The 17,990-nt window shown below is 58.6% G+C and carries 17 protein-coding genes and 1 pseudogene; 6 read left to right on the top strand and 12 right to left on the bottom strand.

Going from position 1 to position 17,990, the window contains the following annotated elements; translation table 11 throughout:
• Positions 1-5: 5 nt before the first annotated feature.
• From tssG to tssA, 9 genes are all read right to left on the bottom strand, one after another.
• Positions 6-1,013 (bottom strand): type VI secretion system baseplate subunit TssG, encoded by a 1,008-nt coding sequence (tssG, locus tag D8U61_RS00645; protein WP_056790879.1) that lies wholly within the window; start codon positions 1,011-1,013, stop codon positions 6-8.
• Positions 977-2,764, bottom strand: coding sequence for a type VI secretion system baseplate subunit TssF (gene tssF, locus D8U61_RS00640; protein ID WP_130926253.1), 1,788 nt, complete (start codon positions 2,762-2,764; stop codon positions 977-979). The genes tssG and tssF overlap by 37 nt, the downstream gene beginning before the upstream one ends.
• Positions 2,765-2,865: 101 nt before the next feature.
• A complete protein-coding gene (locus D8U61_RS00635) occupies positions 2,866-3,249 on the bottom strand; it encodes a hypothetical protein (protein ID WP_110599800.1) in 384 nt (127 codons plus the stop codon).
• Positions 3,246-4,097 carry a hypothetical protein gene (locus D8U61_RS00630; RefSeq protein WP_016772501.1) on the bottom strand — a complete coding sequence of 284 codons (852 nt, stop codon included), beginning with the start codon at positions 4,095-4,097 and terminating at the stop codon, positions 3,246-3,248. Before D8U61_RS00630 ends, D8U61_RS00635 begins: the two co-directional genes overlap by 4 nt.
• 5 nt (positions 4,098-4,102) lie before the next feature.
• Positions 4,103-4,606, bottom strand: a complete 504-nt coding sequence (locus tag D8U61_RS00625; RefSeq protein ID WP_125927433.1) for a PAAR domain-containing protein — start codon at positions 4,604-4,606, stop codon at positions 4,103-4,105.
• 11 nt (positions 4,607-4,617) lie between these two features.
• A complete protein-coding gene (gene tssE / locus D8U61_RS00620) occupies positions 4,618-5,025 on the bottom strand; it encodes a type VI secretion system baseplate subunit TssE (RefSeq protein ID WP_007920274.1) in 408 nt (135 codons plus the stop codon).
• Positions 5,026-5,034: 9 nt separating this feature from the next.
• The gene (gene tssC, locus D8U61_RS00615) at positions 5,035-6,510 is read right to left on the bottom strand and encodes a type VI secretion system contractile sheath large subunit (protein WP_016772499.1); all 1,476 of its coding nucleotides are present in this window, start codon (positions 6,508-6,510) and stop codon (positions 5,035-5,037) included.
• A 28-nt stretch (positions 6,511-6,538) separates the two neighbouring features.
• Complete coding sequence (gene tssB, locus D8U61_RS00610) at positions 6,539-7,042, bottom strand: type VI secretion system contractile sheath small subunit (RefSeq protein WP_016772498.1); 504 nt, start codon at positions 7,040-7,042, stop codon at positions 6,539-6,541.
• Between the two features lie 32 nt (positions 7,043-7,074).
• On the bottom strand, positions 7,075-8,637 hold the full coding sequence (tssA, locus tag D8U61_RS00605) for a type VI secretion system protein TssA (protein WP_130889038.1): 1,563 nt from the start codon (positions 8,635-8,637) through the stop codon (positions 7,075-7,077).
• Positions 8,638-9,336: 699 nt separating this feature from the next.
• On the opposite strand from tssA, the gene tssI reads away from it, so the two are divergent.
• The 5 genes from tssI to D8U61_RS00580 all read left to right on the top strand — a co-directional run bounded on the left by tssI (position 9,337) and on the right by D8U61_RS00580 (position 15,772).
• Positions 9,337-11,361 carry a type VI secretion system tip protein TssI/VgrG gene (gene tssI, locus D8U61_RS00600; RefSeq protein ID WP_016772497.1) on the top strand — a complete coding sequence of 675 codons (2,025 nt, stop codon included), beginning with the start codon at positions 9,337-9,339 and terminating at the stop codon, positions 11,359-11,361.
• Positions 11,358-12,206 carry a DUF4123 domain-containing protein gene (locus tag D8U61_RS00595; RefSeq protein ID WP_130926252.1) on the top strand — a complete coding sequence of 283 codons (849 nt, stop codon included), beginning with the start codon at positions 11,358-11,360 and terminating at the stop codon, positions 12,204-12,206. The genes tssI and D8U61_RS00595 overlap by 4 nt, the downstream gene beginning before the upstream one ends.
• Before the next feature lie 20 nt (positions 12,207-12,226).
• Positions 12,227-12,994 (top strand): hypothetical protein, encoded by a 768-nt coding sequence (locus D8U61_RS00590; protein WP_241663578.1) that lies wholly within the window; start codon positions 12,227-12,229, stop codon positions 12,992-12,994.
• Complete coding sequence (locus D8U61_RS00585; protein ID WP_130926251.1) at positions 12,991-15,321, top strand: lipase family protein; 2,331 nt, start codon at positions 12,991-12,993, stop codon at positions 15,319-15,321. The genes D8U61_RS00590 and D8U61_RS00585 overlap by 4 nt, the downstream gene beginning before the upstream one ends.
• Before the next feature lie 94 nt (positions 15,322-15,415).
• Positions 15,416-15,772, top strand: a complete 357-nt coding sequence (locus D8U61_RS00580; RefSeq protein ID WP_071172084.1) for a hypothetical protein — start codon at positions 15,416-15,418, stop codon at positions 15,770-15,772.
• A gap of 97 nt (positions 15,773-15,869) precedes the next feature.
• On the opposite strand, the gene D8U61_RS00575 is transcribed toward D8U61_RS00580, so the two are convergent.
• From D8U61_RS00575 to D8U61_RS00565, 3 genes are all read right to left on the bottom strand, one after another.
• Positions 15,870-16,145 carry an HU family DNA-binding protein gene (locus D8U61_RS00575; RefSeq protein WP_003213368.1) on the bottom strand — a complete coding sequence of 92 codons (276 nt, stop codon included), beginning with the start codon at positions 16,143-16,145 and terminating at the stop codon, positions 15,870-15,872.
• A 190-nt stretch (positions 16,146-16,335) separates the two neighbouring features.
• Positions 16,336-17,484 (bottom strand): FAD-dependent oxidoreductase, encoded by a 1,149-nt coding sequence (locus tag D8U61_RS00570; protein ID WP_130926250.1) that lies wholly within the window; start codon positions 17,482-17,484, stop codon positions 16,336-16,338.
• A gap of 20 nt (positions 17,485-17,504) precedes the next feature.
• Complete coding sequence (locus tag D8U61_RS00565) at positions 17,505-17,672, bottom strand: rubredoxin (RefSeq protein WP_016772491.1); 168 nt, start codon at positions 17,670-17,672, stop codon at positions 17,505-17,507.
• A 201-nt stretch (positions 17,673-17,873) separates the two neighbouring features.
• Between D8U61_RS00565 and D8U61_RS00560 the strand changes: the two are divergent.
• Positions 17,874-17,990: pseudogene (locus tag D8U61_RS00560) on the top strand (chorismate--pyruvate lyase); the annotation flags it as partial.

Raw genomic sequence — 17,990 nt, 5'->3', positions numbered from 1 at the left:
CGTCCTTAATGAATTTTGCTGCCCAGGGTCACCACGCCGTCCGCTTTTTCGCGGCCCAGCCAACTGGTCCAACCGAGGCGACAGGCGTTCTGCTCACCGATGCGCAGTTCGCGGATTTCTTCCTGGCGCAGGACCAGGCGAATGTCGTAATCGAGCGGGTCACGCAAGGTGAACCGCACCAGCGCGCAAAGTGGCTGGTAACCGAAACCGATCGGCAGGAATTCATGGAATCGCTGCCAGTCGAGTTCGGTGATGTGAATGCGGAATTTGCCGCTGCGATCGCGCACGTGCTCGCCCAGCACCAGGTCTTCGCCGAGTACGCTGTTGGCGCGGCCCAAACGATTGCGCTGCTCGTCGAGAATTTCCACGCGGCGCTCGATGCACTGCTCGATGACCAGGTCTTCGTGCTTGAAGTAGTAACGCAGCACGGCTTCGATCAGCGCCGCCGAATGCGCCCGCAAGCTGAGCAGACCGAGGTACGGCAGCAGGCGTTTCCAGTTGAGTTCCTTGGCCTTGCGGATCTCGTCGCCACCCAGGCCGATCAGCGCAAAAAGTTGCGCCGAGAACGGGTCGATCGCGCCGCTCTGGAAGCTCGCGCGGTAGCGGTACTTGCGCCAGATCGGCAGCATCAGTCGTTGCAGGCGATGGTGGAACAGGTCGAGGAAATTGCGCGTCGGGTTGCCGTCCTCGCTGTCGCCCAAGGCTTGTTCGCCATAGAACGCCGGCAGCGGCGAACCGGAGCCGACCAGACCGATCAGGTTGAAGCGCATGCGCGCGCGCATCTTGCCGTGCTCTTCGAAAAACTCGACGCGATCGACGTCGCTGCGCGGAAAGCCCAGGCTCGGGTTGGCCTGGAACTCGACCTGGTCATACAGATCGTCTTCGCTCAGATGCGGGTGTGCCTCGCGCAGCCGGTCGATCACCAACAGCACGGCCTGAAACAGCGAGTACTCGCGTATTACCTTGGTCAGCCCGCTTAAAGCAGGGGCTGCAGGCCCATACGTGGTGTCCATTGGTACACCTCTCCCTGTGTGCTTTTTACCCGCAGCTCATGGAATGAATTGAGACTGGCGTAAAGCGCGAAAAACTCGTTGAGAACCGAAGCGAAGACGAACAGGTCGCCTTCTCCGATATAGCCTTCCGGGTCGATGGTCAGTTCGGTGCGCAAACCGCGCACCGGCAGGCCGCGATGCAGTCGGTCGACGTGGTGATGCTTGATGTGCTTGAGGCCGCCGAGCAGGCGTTTGCTGACCTTTTCCGCGTGCTGGTCGTAGTAGCGCGGCAGGTCGTAGGTTTCCAGAATCACCTTCAACGCATTGACGTCGGCCAGCGACAGATAGTTAAGCGACATGTTGCTGATCAGCTTCCACAGGAAGTCACGGTTCAGCGGCGGCGCGAAACTCGGAGTGGCCGGGGTGATGTTGCGGAAACTGAGGAATTCCGGGGTCTGCTCGCTGGCCATGCAGATGTCGCCGAGCTTGAGCTTTTTCGGCAGGTTCTGATTGGTGCACATCAGCTCGATCGACAGCGTTTCGTGGGCTTCGGTGTGGCGGATGCCGAAGCTCAGGTAAGTGTCGAGGCCGTCATGCAACAAGGACGAACGCTGGCGAATGCTGTAATGCGGACGGCTGTTGGGCACGTCGAAACTCGGGTCGTGCTCGAAGGATTCGAACGGCACGTACTCCTGATAACCGAGACCGCCGGGCTTCCAGCCAGTGACGGTTTCCACCGAGAACACACCGCAGTTTTCCAGGTCGTATTCCGCCGGCAGCAGGAGGTACTCGTCCTGCTTGCCATCGAGACGAATCGGCAGCGCGTCGTGCTCGAACAGATTGACGATCGGCGTGCAGAACAGCTTCACGTTATCGAGCGTCGGGCGCATGCGCATGATGCCGCTCTTGCGGATGTCGAAACGCAATTCGAGGCCGCGCATCTGCTTGAGGGTGTCTTCCGGCAGCGCCTTGAGAATGTCCAGACCGTTGACGTCGACGAACAGGAACTTGTCCTGGAAGGCGAAATATTCCTGCAAGTAGCGATAGCCACGGAAGGTGTTCAGCGGATACGGGATCAACGCTTCTTCTTCGGCAAAACCCACCGGTTTCACCCGGTCGCCGGGAATCTTGAACGCCATCGGCTTGCCGCTGACGCCATCAATCGGCTTGCCGGCGCCGTCGAGCGGGATCAGTTCGATGCCGTCGAGGTTGCGCAGCAGGCTCAGGTAGAGCATCTGGCTGATGTAGCGCTCACCGGCAAAGTGCAGGCGCAACTTGCTCAGCCCCAATTCGCCGAGGTGGCCGTCAGCGCTCATTTCCAGGCGCAGGCTGAGCAGCGAGCCATCGCCCTTCACCGAGTAATTCAGTGCGGCCAGATCCAGCGGCAAGACTTCGGTCGGGTAACAGGTGCGGAAACGGCAGCGCACGTCTTCTATCGGCTTGCTCTCGATCGGCGTATCGCGCTCGACCAGCAGCGCCGGCCCGGAACGCTTGAGCGGATCAAACTGCAAAATGCTGAACGCCGGCAGCGGGCGCATGTAGTTCGGCCACAGCAACTGCATCAGCGAATGGCTGAGCTCCGGCAGTTCGTCATCGAGCTTCTGGCGCAGGCGCCCGGTGAGGAATGCAAAGCCTTCGAGCAACCGCTCTACATCCGGATCCCGCCCGGCCTGCCCCAGATACGGCGCCAGCGCCGGACTACGCTCGGCGAAACGGCGACCGAGCTGGCGCAGTGCGGTGAGTTCGCTTTGGTAGTAGTGGTTAAAGGACACGGGGTACCTGCCTGGTAGTGGAACTCATTTAAAAAAACAGCAGAACAGTTCATGCGGGTAAGAAACTCCCCGCGGGCAATGTCGGCCATAACGCCCAACAGTCATGCTTTAACTTCTCGATTTGAAAAAAAAACGCGATCAATCAATTGGCCAGCAAATATCGCCGCAAAAGTCAGGACACCACCCATCGAGGTGTAAGCCATCGCACGGACGGGGTAGTGAGGCAAAAAATAGTACAAAATAAGTCCCAGCATTAATGAGACAGACAGGACCTTTAATTTCAGCTTGGGGACAAAAAACGCTATAGCGTTCATCACCACAAAATACTGAACCATTAGATCCGGCGTCATACCGATGCCGATACCTCTCGATGTCAACCCGCCATACATATCGATATATACGTCGACACCGTAGTTATGCAAAGGAATATACAGGGCACATACTATCAGGTGTGGAATACAGGCAACTAAGCGACGAGCTTTCATTTATTCCATGCCCCGTACTGATCCATATCGCCTTGCGAAATTGGATTTATTAACTTCGCATTCGATACAGGCACATAAGGTGCGTCAGTAAGTTCAATTGTGTGCGGGATACCTTTATCGTATACCGTGTCTTTTTTCACAACCAACTTGCAGTTTTCTTTTGCCCACAATATCCCTCGCAATATGATGAAGTTATCGTAAACGTCTTTCGGTCCTCGCTCTGCTCCGGTATAGGCTTTGCCGTCGCCCCAGGTCACACCCGTTTCACCAGCCAGCTTTATTGCGAGTTCTACCTGCTTTGTTTCTCGCAGATATTTTCTATAGGTGTTAACCGCAAACGGCACCTGGCCAATGCCATCAGTCCAATACGGTTTATCCTCCATGAACACCATCAAGAACTCAGCACCGCCCACGGCACGGAATTTCCAGTCACCCGGCATTCCAGAGTGAAAAGTGAATGAAAACCGGTCGACGATTGCGAAGTCGATCAGCTCCTGCCAAGTAACATGTTTATAAGCCGCATGCGATTCTGATCCGGCCTGCGTTGTTTCCGGGTTGATCCAGACAAGCTCTCTATAATATCTGGCCAACGGTTCGAACCACTGACCCTTTTCTGCGTATAGTTTCTCCGCAGTGATAATTCTGAATGGAGAGTCATCCTTACCCGGTTTCAAGGCGAAGAGCGGCACACCACTTTTTCGCGTAATAATCCAGGCCAACGGAAGGTCAACTTTCTTCGGCTTTGTATCCTTGCTCTCAGTTGTTTCGGTAAGAACTTTAAGTGTAGTCACCTCGTCCTGAGTCACAAACGTGTAAGCGACACCATCGATGTTGATTACGGTCTCCATACCTACTAGTCCGCCGAAATATATATAGTTACAGGCTCTGCCGTCTTTCCAGTTGAAAAACCACCTGACATGCCTGTTGACGTTGAGCCTGTTTTCTCAATCCCGCTATCAGAGCGCATGATGTAGTTTAAATTTTCAACCGTTCTTCCATCTGCGGTTTTGAATTCAAAGACACGATTGAATATTCCAAGAATGATGACCGGCTCCGGCGGCACAAACGGCGCCGGCGTATGCGAATTGCCAATAATCACCGTCCCGGATCCGGCCGTGACCTTATTGCCGTGAGATCCAACCGAACCTACGGTCGCAGCCGGTTTGCCGTTGATCAACACGGTTGTCGCAAGATCGCCGACCATCGCACCACCACACGCCGAGACATCGCCTTGGCGGGCGGCCGCGAGGCCGTCGAAGAACACGTCGCCGGAACCGGCGGCGATCGGGTTGGTGCCGTGGCCGGGGAGCGGGCAAGCGGTGGGGTCGGATACGCGTGCTGCGGGTTTGCCAGACATCGGGGATCTCCTTAGGTGACCTTGACTTGACCGCTGCCATCCAGGCGCGCGGAGAAACTGACCTGACGCTTGAAACCCTCGACTTCCAGCAGGCCTTCGATACTGAAGGCCAGGCGAAGTTGATCGTGGTCACGCGGCAGGGAAATGACACGCACGTTGCTCAGGCGTGGCTCGTAGGCTTCGATGAAGTTTTCGATGGCCAGGCGGGCCTGACTCAGCGAGTCGTGCAGGCTCAGGCGCATGTCATTGAGATCGGGCAACCCGTAGTCGGCCAGCGTTTGCACGCTGCCGGCCCGGGTGCTGAGCATTTTGGCCAGATGGGCAGCCACTGACGCCATGGCACAAGCCTCAAGGCTGTTGCCCTTGCGTAGTTGTGCGTCGCCGTTGAGGCGTTCGAACAGGCTGCCGTATCCGTCCATGAGTCGCTCTTACTCTTTGTCCAGCTTGCCAACCAGCGACAGGGTGAAATCGGCACCCATGTACTTGAAGTGCGGACGCACATTCAAGCTCACGCGGTACCAGCCCGGCTCGCCTTCAACGTCGCTGACGATCACTTGCGCAGCGCGCAGCGGACGACGGCCACGCACTTCGGCGCTCGGGTTTTCCTGGTCGGCAACGTACTGACGGATCCACTTGTTCAGTTCCAGCTCGAGGTCGGTACGCTCTTTCCACGAACCGAGTTGCTCGCGCTGCAGCACTTTCAAGTAGTGAGCCAGGCGGTTGACGATCATCATGTACGGCAGTTGGGTGCCGAGCTTGTAGTTCAGCTCTGCCGCCTTGCCTTCTGCGCTGATGCCGAAGAACTTCGGCTTCTGCACCGAGCTTGCGGAGAAGAACGCCGCGTTGTCGGAGCCTTTGCGCATGGTCAGGGAGATGAAGCCTTCCTCGGCCAGTTCGTATTCACGACGGTCGGAAACCAGAACTTCAGTAGGGATCTTGGTTTCGATTTCGCCCATGCTTTCGAAGTGGTGCAACGGCAGGTCTTCAACCGCGCCACCGCTCTGCGGGCCGATGATGTTCGGGCACCAGCGGAATTTGGCGAAGCTGTCGGTCAGCTTGGTACCGAACGCGTAAGCGGTGTTGCCCCACAGATAGTGCTCGTGGCTGTTGGCAACGGTTTCCTTGTAGACGAACGATTTCACCGGGTTTTCTTCCGGATCGTACGGGTTGCGCAGCAGGAAACGCGGCACGGTCAGGCCAACGTAGCGCGAGTCTTCCGAAGTCCGGAAGCTCTGCCATTTGGCGAATTGCGGGCCTTCGAAGTGGTCTTTCAGATCTTTCAGATCCGGCAGGCCGGTGAAGCTTTCCAGGCCGAAGAATTTCGGGCCGGCAGCAGCGATGAACGGCGCGTGGGACATGCACGAAACGCTGGCCACGTACTGCATCAGCTTGACGTCTGGCGAGCTTGGCGACATGTAGTAGTTGGCGATGATCGCGCCCACAGGCTGACCACCGAACTGGCCGTATTCAGCGGTGTAGATGTGCTTGTACAGGCCCGACTGCATGACTTCCGGCGAATCTTCGAAATCGTCCAGCAGGTCTTCTTTGGAGACGTTGAGGATTTCGATCTTGATGTTTTCGCGGAAGTTGGTGCGGTCGACCAGCAACTGCAGACCACGCCACGACGATTCCAGCGCCTGGAAATCCGGGTGGTGCAGGATCTCGTCCATCTGACGGCTGAGCTTGGCATCGATCTCGGCGATCATGCGGTCAACCATGGCTTTCTTGACCGGCTCACCGTTGTTCTGCGGCTTGAGCAGCTCTTCGATGAACGCCGACACGCCACGCTTGGCGATGTCGTAGGCTTCGTCGTCCGGGGTCAGACGGGTTTCGGCGATGATGCTGTCGAGAATGCTGTATTCGCCGCTGGCGGCGCTCTTCTCTTGTGCTGCGCTAGTGCTCATTGTGTTGGCTTCCTTGGCTACTGGAGTCTCAGGCGTCCGGGGCTGCGGCGTTCAGGCCCAGCTCACCGAGTACGCGACCGCGGGATTCGTCGTCGGCGAGCACGCCTTCGATCGCTTTACGGAACGCAGGTGCGTTACCCAGCGGGCCTTTGAGGGCCACCAGCGCATCGCGCAGTTCCATCAGTTTTTTCAGCTCAGGCACTTGCTCGACCAGGCTGGCCGGGTTGAAGTCCTTCATCGAATTGACGCGCAATTGCACGGCCAGCTCTTCAGCCTCGCCATCTTCCTGCAGACGGTTCGGCACGCTCAGCGTCAGACCCAGCTCTTGCTTGGCCAACACTTCGTCGAAGGTCATCTTGTCGATGCTGATCGGCTTGCGATCTTCGATTTTGCGATCGTCCTTGCGGTGGGTGTAGTCACCGATTGCCAGCAGCTTCAGCGGCAGTTCAATCTCTTCCTGAGCTCCGCCGGTGGCGGGTTTGAAGGTGACGTTGATGCGTTCCTTGGGGGCTACCGAGCCTTCTTTGGCCATGGCTTTTCTCCTTGCGGTTGTGGCCCTGGGGCCTATTCGAGTACCACTTCGAGGTCGAGGTGGCACAGCCTGCGATAAATCTCTTCCTTGCTTTCACGTACGGCGTGGTTCTGCGGCAACAACTCGCAGCAACTGTGCAGCAGGTGCAGCACCTGCAATGCAAGATCGGGCTCCCAGGCGTGCAGGCCTGAGTCCTGTAATGTCTGATCGAGGGTTTCGAGCTGGTTCTTGGCCAGTTCGTATTTCTTGGCCAGGAAACACAGCCGCGCGAGGGTGAACTGCCAGAAGAAGCGTTCGCGGCCACCGTGGGCCGATTGCAGACCCTGCTTGAGAATCTGCACGGCCGGCTTCAAGCCTTCCTTGCGCAGGATCGGCTGAACTTCCTCGAGGGCTTTTTCCCAGGCCGGCTGGGTTTCGACGTTCTCGCTTTCGACCTTGCGCGGCGCGCTGGCGCTTTGCAGGTGCGGCATGACATTGGCGGCGATCCACGCCCGGGTGGACGGATCGGCAAACGGCGCGCCGTCATGGAAGCGCAACTCGATGATGCCCGGCAGGCGCTGAATCAAAAGCGCGAAGTGGATTTCCACTTCGCGCATGGCCAGCTCGGCGTTGAGGTTCTGGAGACATTCCCAGACCATCCTCTGGCCATCGAACCAGAACGGCGCCTTCGCCAGGCTCGCCTCCAGTTCCACCAGCAGGTCGGCGTATTTGCCCTGATCGAAACGGTCCTGATAGAGCTTGAGCTTTTCCAGCGGCAGACCGCGCAGCACGGTGATCTGCTCGGCGTTGCGCTCGGGCACCGCGTCGATGGTCATCCACAGCAGCGTGCGATTGAGGCGCAGGGCACGCAGGTCGGTGGCTTTCTGTTTCAGCCACCAGGCACACAACGGGCGCGCGCTTTCCTGCAGGGCGCGCAGGGCTTTGTGCGCATCACGTTCGTTGTCGATCGGCGCGCCGGGGGTGAGCAGCTGGGTCGCGGCCTGCTTGACCTGCGCCACCGCCGCGCCCACCACGCCGGGCGCCGGCTGGTTGTCGGCGGCGCGCTGAATCATGGTTTTCAGGCGGCGGGAGATCGGCAGCAGCAGCGGCGCGTCATCGCCCAGATGCTCAGTGCACGCGGCCTCAAGGCCGGCCAGGTGCTCGGAGAGCTGCCGGAACATCGGCAACTGCTCTTTGATCGCAATGTTTTCGGTGATGACCTGCTCGAGACGCGGCACCAGCCAGCCGATCGCGGCGGCACGGGTGCGGGGTTTGAGCGGGTGAACGTCGGCCCAGTTGTTTTCCGACAGATGGTGCAGCAGACCGAGGCCGGCGAGCAGCCCGGGGAAGGATTCGCGCTGGTACAGCGACCAGGTCAGCCAGGCGCCGACACGCAGATCCTTGGATTGGGTACGCAGCAGATTTTCGCTGTTTTCGCGGATTTTCAGCCAGTCGATCTGCCCGCTTTCGTGCATCGACGAAGCCTTGGCCAGCTCACTTTCCAGCGCCTCGAACTCGCTCGAAAAACGAACGTCTTCGCCCGCGAAATTCTCTTTGGAAACAGAGACTTTTGCGAGTTCGAGGTAATGGGCGGAAAGTTTGCTTGAGTAGGACATCCATGGCCTTTATTAAGGATTACAGTCATGCGCGCGAATGGAGTTTCAGCAACGCGGGACAGTATCGAAGAGCAGTTCAGCGACTCATCCAATTGAGATGTGCTCTTTCAAGTGGGCGCATCGTAATCACTATGATGGCCACTAGCAAGCATCTGATTAAACAACAAGACGAACTGTTCATTGCGGTCTGTAGGAGATCGCCCTATATGTCGCAGGGGTTTCCCTGAGGCCGTTTATTAACTGGCGGATTTTACCAGCCCCCGGCAAACCCTTGACCCAGAGCCCTGCGCCGCAGCCGGGCGAGTTTACCTGACGCTCGTATCCTCGAGCGGCGTGCAGCATGCCAAATTCAAAAAAAAATAGAAGTAGGACACTTCCGAAAATAGCTGGTTTGCCTCAACAAGTTTTCCGCGACAACGATCAACGCAAAAAGTGCCACTATAATGATGGCATTTCATTATTCTGAAACTTTCCCGCGCCAACAAACACTGCCAACTCGATAGTTATCGAAGCCGCGTCCTTCAGATAGTTCTCGCATCACGACCAAGACTTCCACACCGGAATACTCTGACAAATTTCAGGGATACTTCTTACATCAATTAGTTTGCCGCGCCGCTAGCTTGCCCTGGCCACTTTTCATGCGCGGCGATCAGGGAGGACAGCATCGCGCTTTGACTCACTTTGCTTAAGGACAAGCCCATGTTCGGCAAAGGCCACTGCGCGCCATTCTCTCTGCATATCCCCGCCATTCGTCACGACTTCAAGGTGCTCGCGTTCACGGGCACCGAAGCCATCAGTCAGCTGTACGCATTTCGCCTTGAGCTGGTGAGCGAGCACGCGGATTTCGATCTGGAAAGCTTGCTCAGCCAACCTGCGTTTCTGCAGTTCGGATCAGCGGGCGAAGGCATTCACGGGCGGATCGAAAACGTCATGCTCGGCGAATCAGGCCAGCGCCTGACCCGTTATGAACTGACACTGGTACCGGCGCTGCATTATCTGCAACTGAGCCACGACCAGCGGATTTTCCAGCAACTGACCGTGCCGCAGATCATCGCGCAAGTGCTCAAAGGGCATGGCATCCAGGCCGATGACTTCACGTTCAATGTCGCCGCCGGTGAGCCTCGTGAGTACTGCACGCAGTACGGCGAAAGCGACTTTTTGTTCATTCAGCGTCTGTGCGCCGAAGAGGGTATCGCCTGGCACCATCAACATTCGCTCGACGGGCACTTACTGGTATTCAGCGACAGCCCGGTGTTCGCACCCAAATTGGGTACGACAGCCTTTCGGGTTGATAGCGGCATGGTTGCCGAACACCCGGTGGTCAACCACCTGACCATGGGCTTCAACACCCGTACCAGCACCGTCACCCGCCGTGACTATGACCTCAAGCGGCCAAGCCTGCTGCTGGAAAGCCGCTTCACCGCAGAGTTCACGCCGGCTCTGGAGGAGTATCGCTATCCACTGTTGATGAAGTCCGAGAAGCACGGCAAACAGCTGGCGCGTCAGGCCTTGGAGCGCCATCGCAGCGACTATCAATGGATTGAAGGCAAAAGCGATCAGGCGATTTTGCGCAGCGGTCACTTGTTCGAGCTGAGCGAACATCCCAGGGCCGAGTGCAACGAGTTGTGGCTGTTGGTCAGTCTCAGTCACGAAGGCAAGCAACCGGCAGTGCTCGAAGAGGCTTTCAGCAGCGAGGCGAAACCTGCCGATGGTTTTTCCCAGGGCTACCGCAATACCTTCAGGGCCATTCCCGCAGAAGTGGTTTTCCGCCCGCCTTTGCCCGCGCCAAGACCCTTGCTGGTCTGCCAGACCGCGCGCGTTACCGGGCCTCCCGGAGAGGAGATCTTCTGCGATGAGTACGGCAGGGTTCGTGTCGAGTTTCCCTGGGATCGCGCTGAACGCAACAGCGAAAAAAGCAGCTGCTGGTTACGCGTAGCTTCCAGTTGGGCAGGTGACGGATTTGGTGCGGTGACCATTCCCCGGGTCGACATGGAAGTGGTCGTGACCTTCCAGGAAGGCGACCCGGACCAACCGCTGATTACCGGCTGCATCGCCAACAAGGTCAATGCCGTCGCCCATCCCTTGCCGGCGAGTAAAACCCGCACGGTATTACGCAGCCAGAGCTCACCGCGCAATGGCGGCTACAACGAACTGTCGATCGAGGATCGCGCCGGGCAGGAGAAGATCTACCTGCGCGCGCAGCGCGACCTTGAGCAACTGATCCTCAACGACAGCCGCAGCCTGATCACTCGAGACCGCCATGAGCATGTCGGCAATGACAGCACCAGTCTCATCGAGGGCAAGGATTCGCGCACTCATCAAGGACTGCGAAGCACAGTAATCAACGCCGACGACTTGTTGCAGGTCAGCGGCACCAGCAGCCAGACCTTGGGCGCTCTGGTGATCCAGGCCGGCCAGCAGGCGCATGTCACGGCAAGCAACGTGGTGATCGATGCCGGCATGAGCCTGACGCTGTCAGCGGGCGGTCATCACATCGTGATCAATGCCGGCGGGATTTTCAGCAGCGTGCCCATCGTTCAGGGCGGCGCGCCACTGCCGGGTCTCGCACCGCTACAACCGCTGCAAGTTGAGGCCGGCCTGCCAGCTGCGATCAACGCCACGCCGCTGTCGATCGTCAACAGTGCCCGCCAGCAGGCAGCGGATTTTTGCCCGCTGTGCGAAGCCTGCGCAGCGGGTCAGTGTGAGCTGGGAGAAGTCGCATGAGCCCGGTCGAACAATGGTTGCACGCTCAGTCCCGCGCCGGCTGTGAACTGTATCTGATGCTCGACACCGAGGGCCAAAGCGCAGAGCACGCTGCGTTGACCCGCGACCTCGGCACCGAGCGGTTTCGTCCGCTCTACAGCGGCACGCCGGCCGAGTCGCTGGTGCCGACCGGCCCGCTGCTGTTGCAAATCGATACGGCGCAGCATCCCGCCATCCAAACCTTGCTCGCCACGCCCGAGCGCAATTGGGGCTGGCTGGCCAGTGCCCGTCACGTCGAACTTGACGCGCTGGCGGCGCACTGGCGCGAGCGCCTGATAACCGGCGAACGCCCGAATCAGGCGGTGTACCGCGTGCATGACAACCGGGTTCAGGGCCGTGCGCTGGCGCACCTGCAACCCGAGCACCGCGCGGCGTTTCTCGGGCCATTCAACAGCGTCTGCTATTGGCACGCAGAGCGATGGAACGCCATCGACAACCCGGACCCCGGCCACCACCCGCTGCCGATGGATCCGCCTTGGCTGCACACGCCGACCCCGGAGCTGATCTACGCCAACGTGCTGTTCGACAACACCCGCCGTTACCTGGTCGGCGAACACACCGAAGCCATGGCCACGCTGGCCGAACAGCTCGACGTCGATGAGTGGCTGTGGGGCCTGATTCAACTGACGCACTTGTGGGGCTGGCAACAACCGGAGCAAGTGCATTTCTTGCTGACCCGCAGTTTGCAGTTACCGGGATATCGGCCAGGCAAATCATGGCTGCCCAAACCCGGTGAAGATCCGGCGATGCATTTTGAGCGGGTATATCAGGAAGCGTTGTATTGGCAGGGAGAGGTAGGACGATGAGGAACTTGAAACGAGGGTTGATGCTGAGTGGTTGCCTGGGATTGCTGGTGGGTTGTACGACGGTGAAGACCCCGAACACGTTTACGTTTGTTCCGGATTTTCCGCCCGGATTCAAGTACGACCTGACGGCCACCTATGTTCCGGCCAAGGGCCAAACATGCACCGTGCCTGGCGGGAGAAACACTCAGCTGGGATACAACAAAACCAATATGAAGTACGAAGGGACTTCCGAGATCCCGCTGTACAGAACCGTAAGCGAATGTCCTCTGGCGCTGAATTACATCGAGATCAAGGTCATCGGTATTTATGGTTCAGGACGAAGCAACTTCAGCTATGACTACGCCTCGATTGCTGTACGTCCGGAGTTGTTGGAACGACAGATGGATAGTTTCAGAGATGACGAGACAGCTGAGTTCTTTGGTGAATGCATGTGGTCTTTTCGCACGGTGGGCCCGAAGCGTTATCTGATCAAACTGCTGACCTGCAAAAAAATGGATGCACAGGGCAATGTCGGGCGGAGCCGTCCTTTCACGGCGTACACGCTGACTCAGCTTTCCGGAAAAACGGTGACTCTGAAAATCCAATTATCTGAGCGGGAAAAGCCCGCTTTTGGTGACACGTGGGTAAAAGTGCCCGGCGGATGGAAGCGCTGCATGGGGAAAGCCTTTGAGGATCAGGATGCGTTCTGTTTCGGCAATTACAAAGACTTCAGCACATTCAGGATGGTAGACGAGCGCATCTGCACTATTTACCCCGATTGCACTGAAAACAAGGATCAGACCCCATGAGCATTGAGCCGACAGATTCGGGCATTGCGGCCTTTATGCAAGGCAACATCCACGCCTGCCCAAGACGCGGACAAGCCACAAGTTTTCAATTGGTGGACGAGTTCGGTGATGGCAAACCCTACGCCGGTTTGACCTACGAAGCCGTCGATTACGAAGATATTGTTTATACCGGCAAACTGGATTCCTCGGGCTCCGGAAAAGTTCTTGATCATTACTGCGGTCCCGTAACCCTGAAGCTCAGTCAGTTTTATCAGGGTAAAGAGGAAATATATGCGCGACTGAAGGAACGACCGCACTACCCTCTTCCCATCACCGAACTCCAAGTCCGCGCCGAAAAAACCCGCTTCTTCCACAAAACAGGCACTCGCACCCAGGCCAACCCCGCCAAGGACCTGTCCGAAACCGATGCGTACTGCCAGGTCGAAGTCAGTGAACTGGTAAAACACATCGCCCACCTGCCGCCGCTGGCTGCTCGTCGCGACCCTCCGAAAAGGGCGGCGCACAAGCTCATGCGATCGGCGGCGAAGTCCAGAGACTTCACGCTCGTCGATAAAACTTCTGCGGATGGCGGACTGCACACAATCTTGAGTGCGGCGGAGATGGCCACCGTCGAACTGGGGTTTTCCCCGCCGCCGCCCAAGGGCGTCGCGCTGTTGCCGAACAAACATCATGTGCTGGAAGTACGTCCGATGAGAGCGCTACGGCCAATGCTGTCGACAGGCGAAGCGTTCTGCGCGCTTAACCTTTATCAGCTGTCGGTGATGGCGACGCTGAGCTACACCGATTTCGGGCAGGAACCCAACACTCAACCGGTGCAGACCGACACGGTAAGCTTTACGCTACAGCCCAGCAGCGGCAACTGGTTCGGCCACGCGCTGCCGCAGTTCGATGAGTTGTGGAAGGTCGATGACTCACAATCGCAGAAATACTATCCACTGTATGAAGACGTGCCGTATTCGAAACGCCTGGAAGTGGTGCCGTTTGACCCGAATCTTTACCCCGAAGTGAATGACCCCGCGTTAGGGAATCAACAAGAACACCCCGCCAGACTGCATTTTTTCGATGATCGCAAACAGGTCGAAAGCACGGACACTCAGGCTTTCATCTGCCACCACGACGAACTGATCCTGATCAGCGTGCGAGGTACCAGTGAGATCTGGCCCGACGGCCGGCGTGACGGCGATGCCTATCAGGTTCCCTTTGCCGAAGGCGAAGGCAAAGTGCACCGCGGTTTCTACCGTGGCGCTTTGGCGGCTTATCCATTTATCGTGACTTATCTGGAAAAATTCTACAGCGGGCAAAAGCTGCTGATCACGGGTCACAGTCTGGGCGGTGCAGTTGCATTGATCCTGTCCGAGATGCTGAGACGCAACCTGGAGTTCTCCCCGCAAATCGTGCTCTACACCTACGGCGCCCCCCGCGCCGGCGACACTACCTTCATCGAAAGCGCCCAGTCGCTGGTTCATCACCGCATCGTCAATCAGAACGATCCGGTACCGAGCGTGCCGGCGACCTGGATGAACACCTTTGCCAAGCCTGGGCCGATGTACGCAACCAACGCCGTGGTGCTGGGCTTCAACCCGGTCGCCGGCCTCGGCCTGCTGATCTGGGGAATCATCAATTTCTTTGGCGACGACTATGGGCATCACGGTGCTTTGCGCCATTTCATGCCCGTTGAGTTCGACAACGACCACCGATCCTCGCTTCTCTGGGAGCCGGGTTGCAGCACGATCGTCGATCACGGCTGCGCCAAGGCCCTGCGCGCTACCAACGGCTTGCCCGAACGCGGATCGTTTTTGCGGCAGTTGTTCTCCGCAGGTCACCACTCAATGGTCGGCAGCTACATCCCCGGCTGCTGGGCCAGCTTGCGCCGTTGGCAGGAAGCACTGCAGCTCAAGCGTTCGCTGGTGACCAATCGCGAATACGAGTGGATCAGCAGCGCCCTGGAGAATATTCAGCAACAGCTGCGGGCCGTTAAGCGCGATCTGCAAAACAACCACCGTTCTTACGTGCGAGAGCAGGAGCGCGTGCACAAGACGCTGATGCTCAATCAGGAAATAGACAAAATCAGCATGACCAAGGCCCACCTGACAGCGCTGCGCAGTCAACGGGTCACTGAGACCGACGTTTACGGCAGCTATGCCGACCAGCCCGAATGGGTCGAGGAAGGTCTGCTGCGCTGGAACGCCCACCCTGAAAACCTGGTTCAGGAGCAACTGGCGATGATCCCGCCAGCCGCTGAAGACCACGACGCCGCTATCGCCGCGATGACCGGTGGACATGCAGTTGGCGCGCCGTTTCATCTGGATATTGATTCGATTGTGTAGCGCCTGAACAACGGGCGGGCAAAACATGGCTGTGCCAGAATCCAACGCTCGAAAATGCGATCCCTCTACTACAACTGCCAAGGAGCTTCATTTCATGGAACTGAAACCACTGTTTTTCGCCGCGCTCATGTGGCTGCCCATCACCCACGCGTCAGCGGAAACCCCACCATTGGACGGCCATTACTACCTGACCGGCGCAATGGAAATGGGCGCCGAGTTGCTGTTGCGAAAGGACGGCACCTTTGATGCCGGTGTGGCGTATGGTAGCGCCGATGGCTTTGCCAAAGGCACCTGGAAAGTCGAGAACCAGACAGTAGTGCTGGAAAGCAAAACCAAGCCTGCCTCCAACAGCGATCTGGGCGGACTGTTCCAGGACCTGCAACTGGCGATCGAGCCAAACTGCCTGGCCGTGGATTTCGGCAACGGCAAGGCCTGCTTCCGACGCCAGTAAGCCAACAGACAGCCACAAAAAATGGGCACCCGACCGCAATCGGTGTGCCCATTTCTCATTTGCGGTTCTCCCCGTCATTCAGGGGAGCACGCCGCCATCAAGGATTGACGCTGTCTTTCAACGATTTGCCTGGCTTGAACGCAACGGTGTTGCTGGCCTTGATCTTGACCGGTTCGCCGGTCTGCGGGTTTTTGCCGGTGCGGGCGCCGCGGTGGCGTTGCAGGAAGGTGCCGAAGCCGACCAGCGTCACGCTGTCCTTGCGGTGCAGGGCGCCGGTGATTTCTTCGAGGACGGCGTTGAGGACGCGGTTGGCCTGTTCTTTGGTCAGGTCTGCCTTTTCGGCGATTGCAGCGGCGAGTTCTGGTTTACGCATTAGTGAAGCCCCTTTGACGGTTTTTTGTTGTTATGTCCGTGCTGTTCTCGTTGGAACAGCGCCCAAGGCGCCGCAGGCTCTACTCTGCGGCAGACGGGAGTGAGAATGGCACGCCGCCAACGGCGGCGCCAGTCTCACCAAGACCTTTGTCGGGGCAAAAGAGCGGTGTTTGCGACAGAACGACCGGCATTTACGCCAGCAGCGGCGGCAGCTGTTTGTTCAGGGCCAGTTTTTCCATGACTGCCCCGCCGGTCAGGGCGTAACCGAGCAACTGACCTTCGGCACTGTGGCACAGCGCTTTGATGTCGGCGCCCTGCCCTTCGACGCTCCAAATGCCTTCGCTGCCCCGTGGCGGCGGCGACACCACCAGCGGGCACACCGGGGTTTTCACGGTGATCGGCATCGGTTCGTAGCTGACCGCGGTCGGGTTTCCTGCGAGGGTTTGCGCCAAAGCGCGCGCGCAGCTCATCAGCGGCATCACGTAGAGCAGATTGAGCCCATCGACTTCAGCGCAGTCGCCCAAGGCGTAGATGTTGGCGTGAGAGGTCTTCAGGTAACGATCGACCATCACGCCGCGATTGACCTGCACGCCGGCAGCTGCTGCCAGATCGATGCGCGGGCGCAGGCCGATCGCCGAGACCACCACATCACACGGGATGATCTGGCCGTCGGACAGGTGCGCTTTGAGGCCATCGGCGACTTTCTCCAGCCGGGTCAGCACCGGGCCGAGGTGAAACTTCGCCCCGATACTTTCCAGCCCGGCCTGCACGGCCGCCGCCGCGGCGGGATGCAAGAGCATCGGCATGACCTGTTCGCACGGCGCGACCAGTTGCACTTCGTAGCCGCCGAGGATCAGGTCATTGGCAAACTCACAGCCGATCAGCCCGGCGCCGAGCAACAACACCCGACGCTTGCCCGCCGCTGCGGCACGGAAGCGCGCGTAGTCTTCGAGATCGTTGATCGGGAATACCAGTTCCGCGCTGTCGCCTTCGATCGGCACGCGCACGGTTTCCGCGCCCCAGGCCAGAATCAGGTCGCGATAGGGCACGGCTTCTTCACCGATCCACAAGCGTTTGTGGCCGGCGTCGATACCGCTGATGCGCGTGTGGGTGCGCACCTCGGCTTTCAACTGCTCGGCCATGGCGCCGGGTTCGGCCATGCTCAGGCCGTCGGCGTCCTTGTTCTTGCCGAAACCGGTGGAGAGCATCGGCTTGGAGTAAGAGCGGCCGTCATCGGCGGTGATCAGCAGCAGCGGGGTTTCGCTGTCGAGCTTGCGAAACTCGCGGGCCAGGTTGTAGCCCGCAAGCCCGGTGCCGATGATGACGACTGGTGCGCTCATGCCTTACTCCTCTGATTTGCTTAGTTGATTTCGATCATTTCGAAGTCCATCTTGCCGACGCCGCAGTCGGGGCACAGCCAGTCTGCCGGTACGTCTTCCCAGCGGGTGCCCGCCGCGATGCCGTCATCCGGCCAACCATCGGCTTCGTTATAGATCAGGCCACAGACGATACATTGCCACTTCTTCATTCAGGTACTTCCTCAGGGTTCAGGCCTAGTGCCGGCGCGGACGGTCGATGGGTGCTGCGTTGCCATCCGGCTCAGGGCGTTTTGTACTGAGGGTGCCGCGCAGATGCAAGCCTGTTCGGCGCAACGGCGGCCGGCGCCGCTCAATCCTGTCGCCCGCCATGGTAAGCTCGCCGCCTCATTTGCGGCCAATAATGACTCATTGTGCAACATTCAAATGCCTGCCCCGCCCCGCTCTGGCTGACCCAAGACCGCCTGACGCCCCGCCCCGATCCGTTGACCCTGGACTGGTTGTTCGACGAAGGTTCGCTGACCCGCCGT

The organism is Pseudomonas sp. Sample_14, assembly GCF_004307515.1.
In the GTDB taxonomy this organism is placed as follows: Bacteria; Pseudomonadota; Gammaproteobacteria; order Pseudomonadales; family Pseudomonadaceae; genus Aquipseudomonas; species Aquipseudomonas atacamensis.
The sequence above is the reverse complement of the archived record's forward strand: the minus strand, read 5'-3'. Positions and strand labels throughout refer to the sequence as shown.

Coding starts and splice junctions, on each gene's coding strand:
- tssG (WP_056790879.1), bottom strand. CDS start 1,013: ATGGACACCACGTATGGGCCTGCAGCCCCTGCTTTAAGCGGGCTGACC.
- D8U61_RS00635 (WP_110599800.1), bottom strand. CDS start 3,249: ATGAAAGCTCGTCGCTTAGTTGCCTGTATTCCACACCTGATAGTATGT.
- D8U61_RS00630 (WP_016772501.1), bottom strand. CDS start 4,097: ATGGAGACCGTAATCAACATCGATGGTGTCGCTTACACGTTTGTGACT.
- D8U61_RS00625 (WP_125927433.1), bottom strand. CDS start 4,606: ATGTCTGGCAAACCCGCAGCACGCGTATCCGACCCCACCGCTTGCCCG.
- tssE (WP_007920274.1), bottom strand. CDS start 5,025: ATGGACGGATACGGCAGCCTGTTCGAACGCCTCAACGGCGACGCACAA.
- tssC (WP_016772499.1), bottom strand. CDS start 6,510: ATGAGCACTAGCGCAGCACAAGAGAAGAGCGCCGCCAGCGGCGAATAC.
- tssB (WP_016772498.1), bottom strand. CDS start 7,042: ATGGCCAAAGAAGGCTCGGTAGCCCCCAAGGAACGCATCAACGTCACC.
- tssA (WP_130889038.1), bottom strand. CDS start 8,637: ATGTCCTACTCAAGCAAACTTTCCGCCCATTACCTCGAACTCGCAAAA.
- tssI (WP_016772497.1), top strand. CDS start 9,337: ATGTTCGGCAAAGGCCACTGCGCGCCATTCTCTCTGCATATCCCCGCC.
- D8U61_RS00595 (WP_130926252.1), top strand. CDS start 11,358: ATGAGCCCGGTCGAACAATGGTTGCACGCTCAGTCCCGCGCCGGCTGT.
- D8U61_RS00590 (WP_241663578.1), top strand. CDS start 12,227: ATGCTGAGTGGTTGCCTGGGATTGCTGGTGGGTTGTACGACGGTGAAG.
- D8U61_RS00585 (WP_130926251.1), top strand. CDS start 12,991: ATGAGCATTGAGCCGACAGATTCGGGCATTGCGGCCTTTATGCAAGGC.
- D8U61_RS00580 (WP_071172084.1), top strand. CDS start 15,416: ATGGAACTGAAACCACTGTTTTTCGCCGCGCTCATGTGGCTGCCCATC.
- D8U61_RS00575 (WP_003213368.1), bottom strand. CDS start 16,145: ATGCGTAAACCAGAACTCGCCGCTGCAATCGCCGAAAAGGCAGACCTG.
- D8U61_RS00570 (WP_130926250.1), bottom strand. CDS start 17,484: ATGAGCGCACCAGTCGTCATCATCGGCACCGGGCTTGCGGGCTACAAC.
- D8U61_RS00565 (WP_016772491.1), bottom strand. CDS start 17,672: ATGAAGAAGTGGCAATGTATCGTCTGTGGCCTGATCTATAACGAAGCC.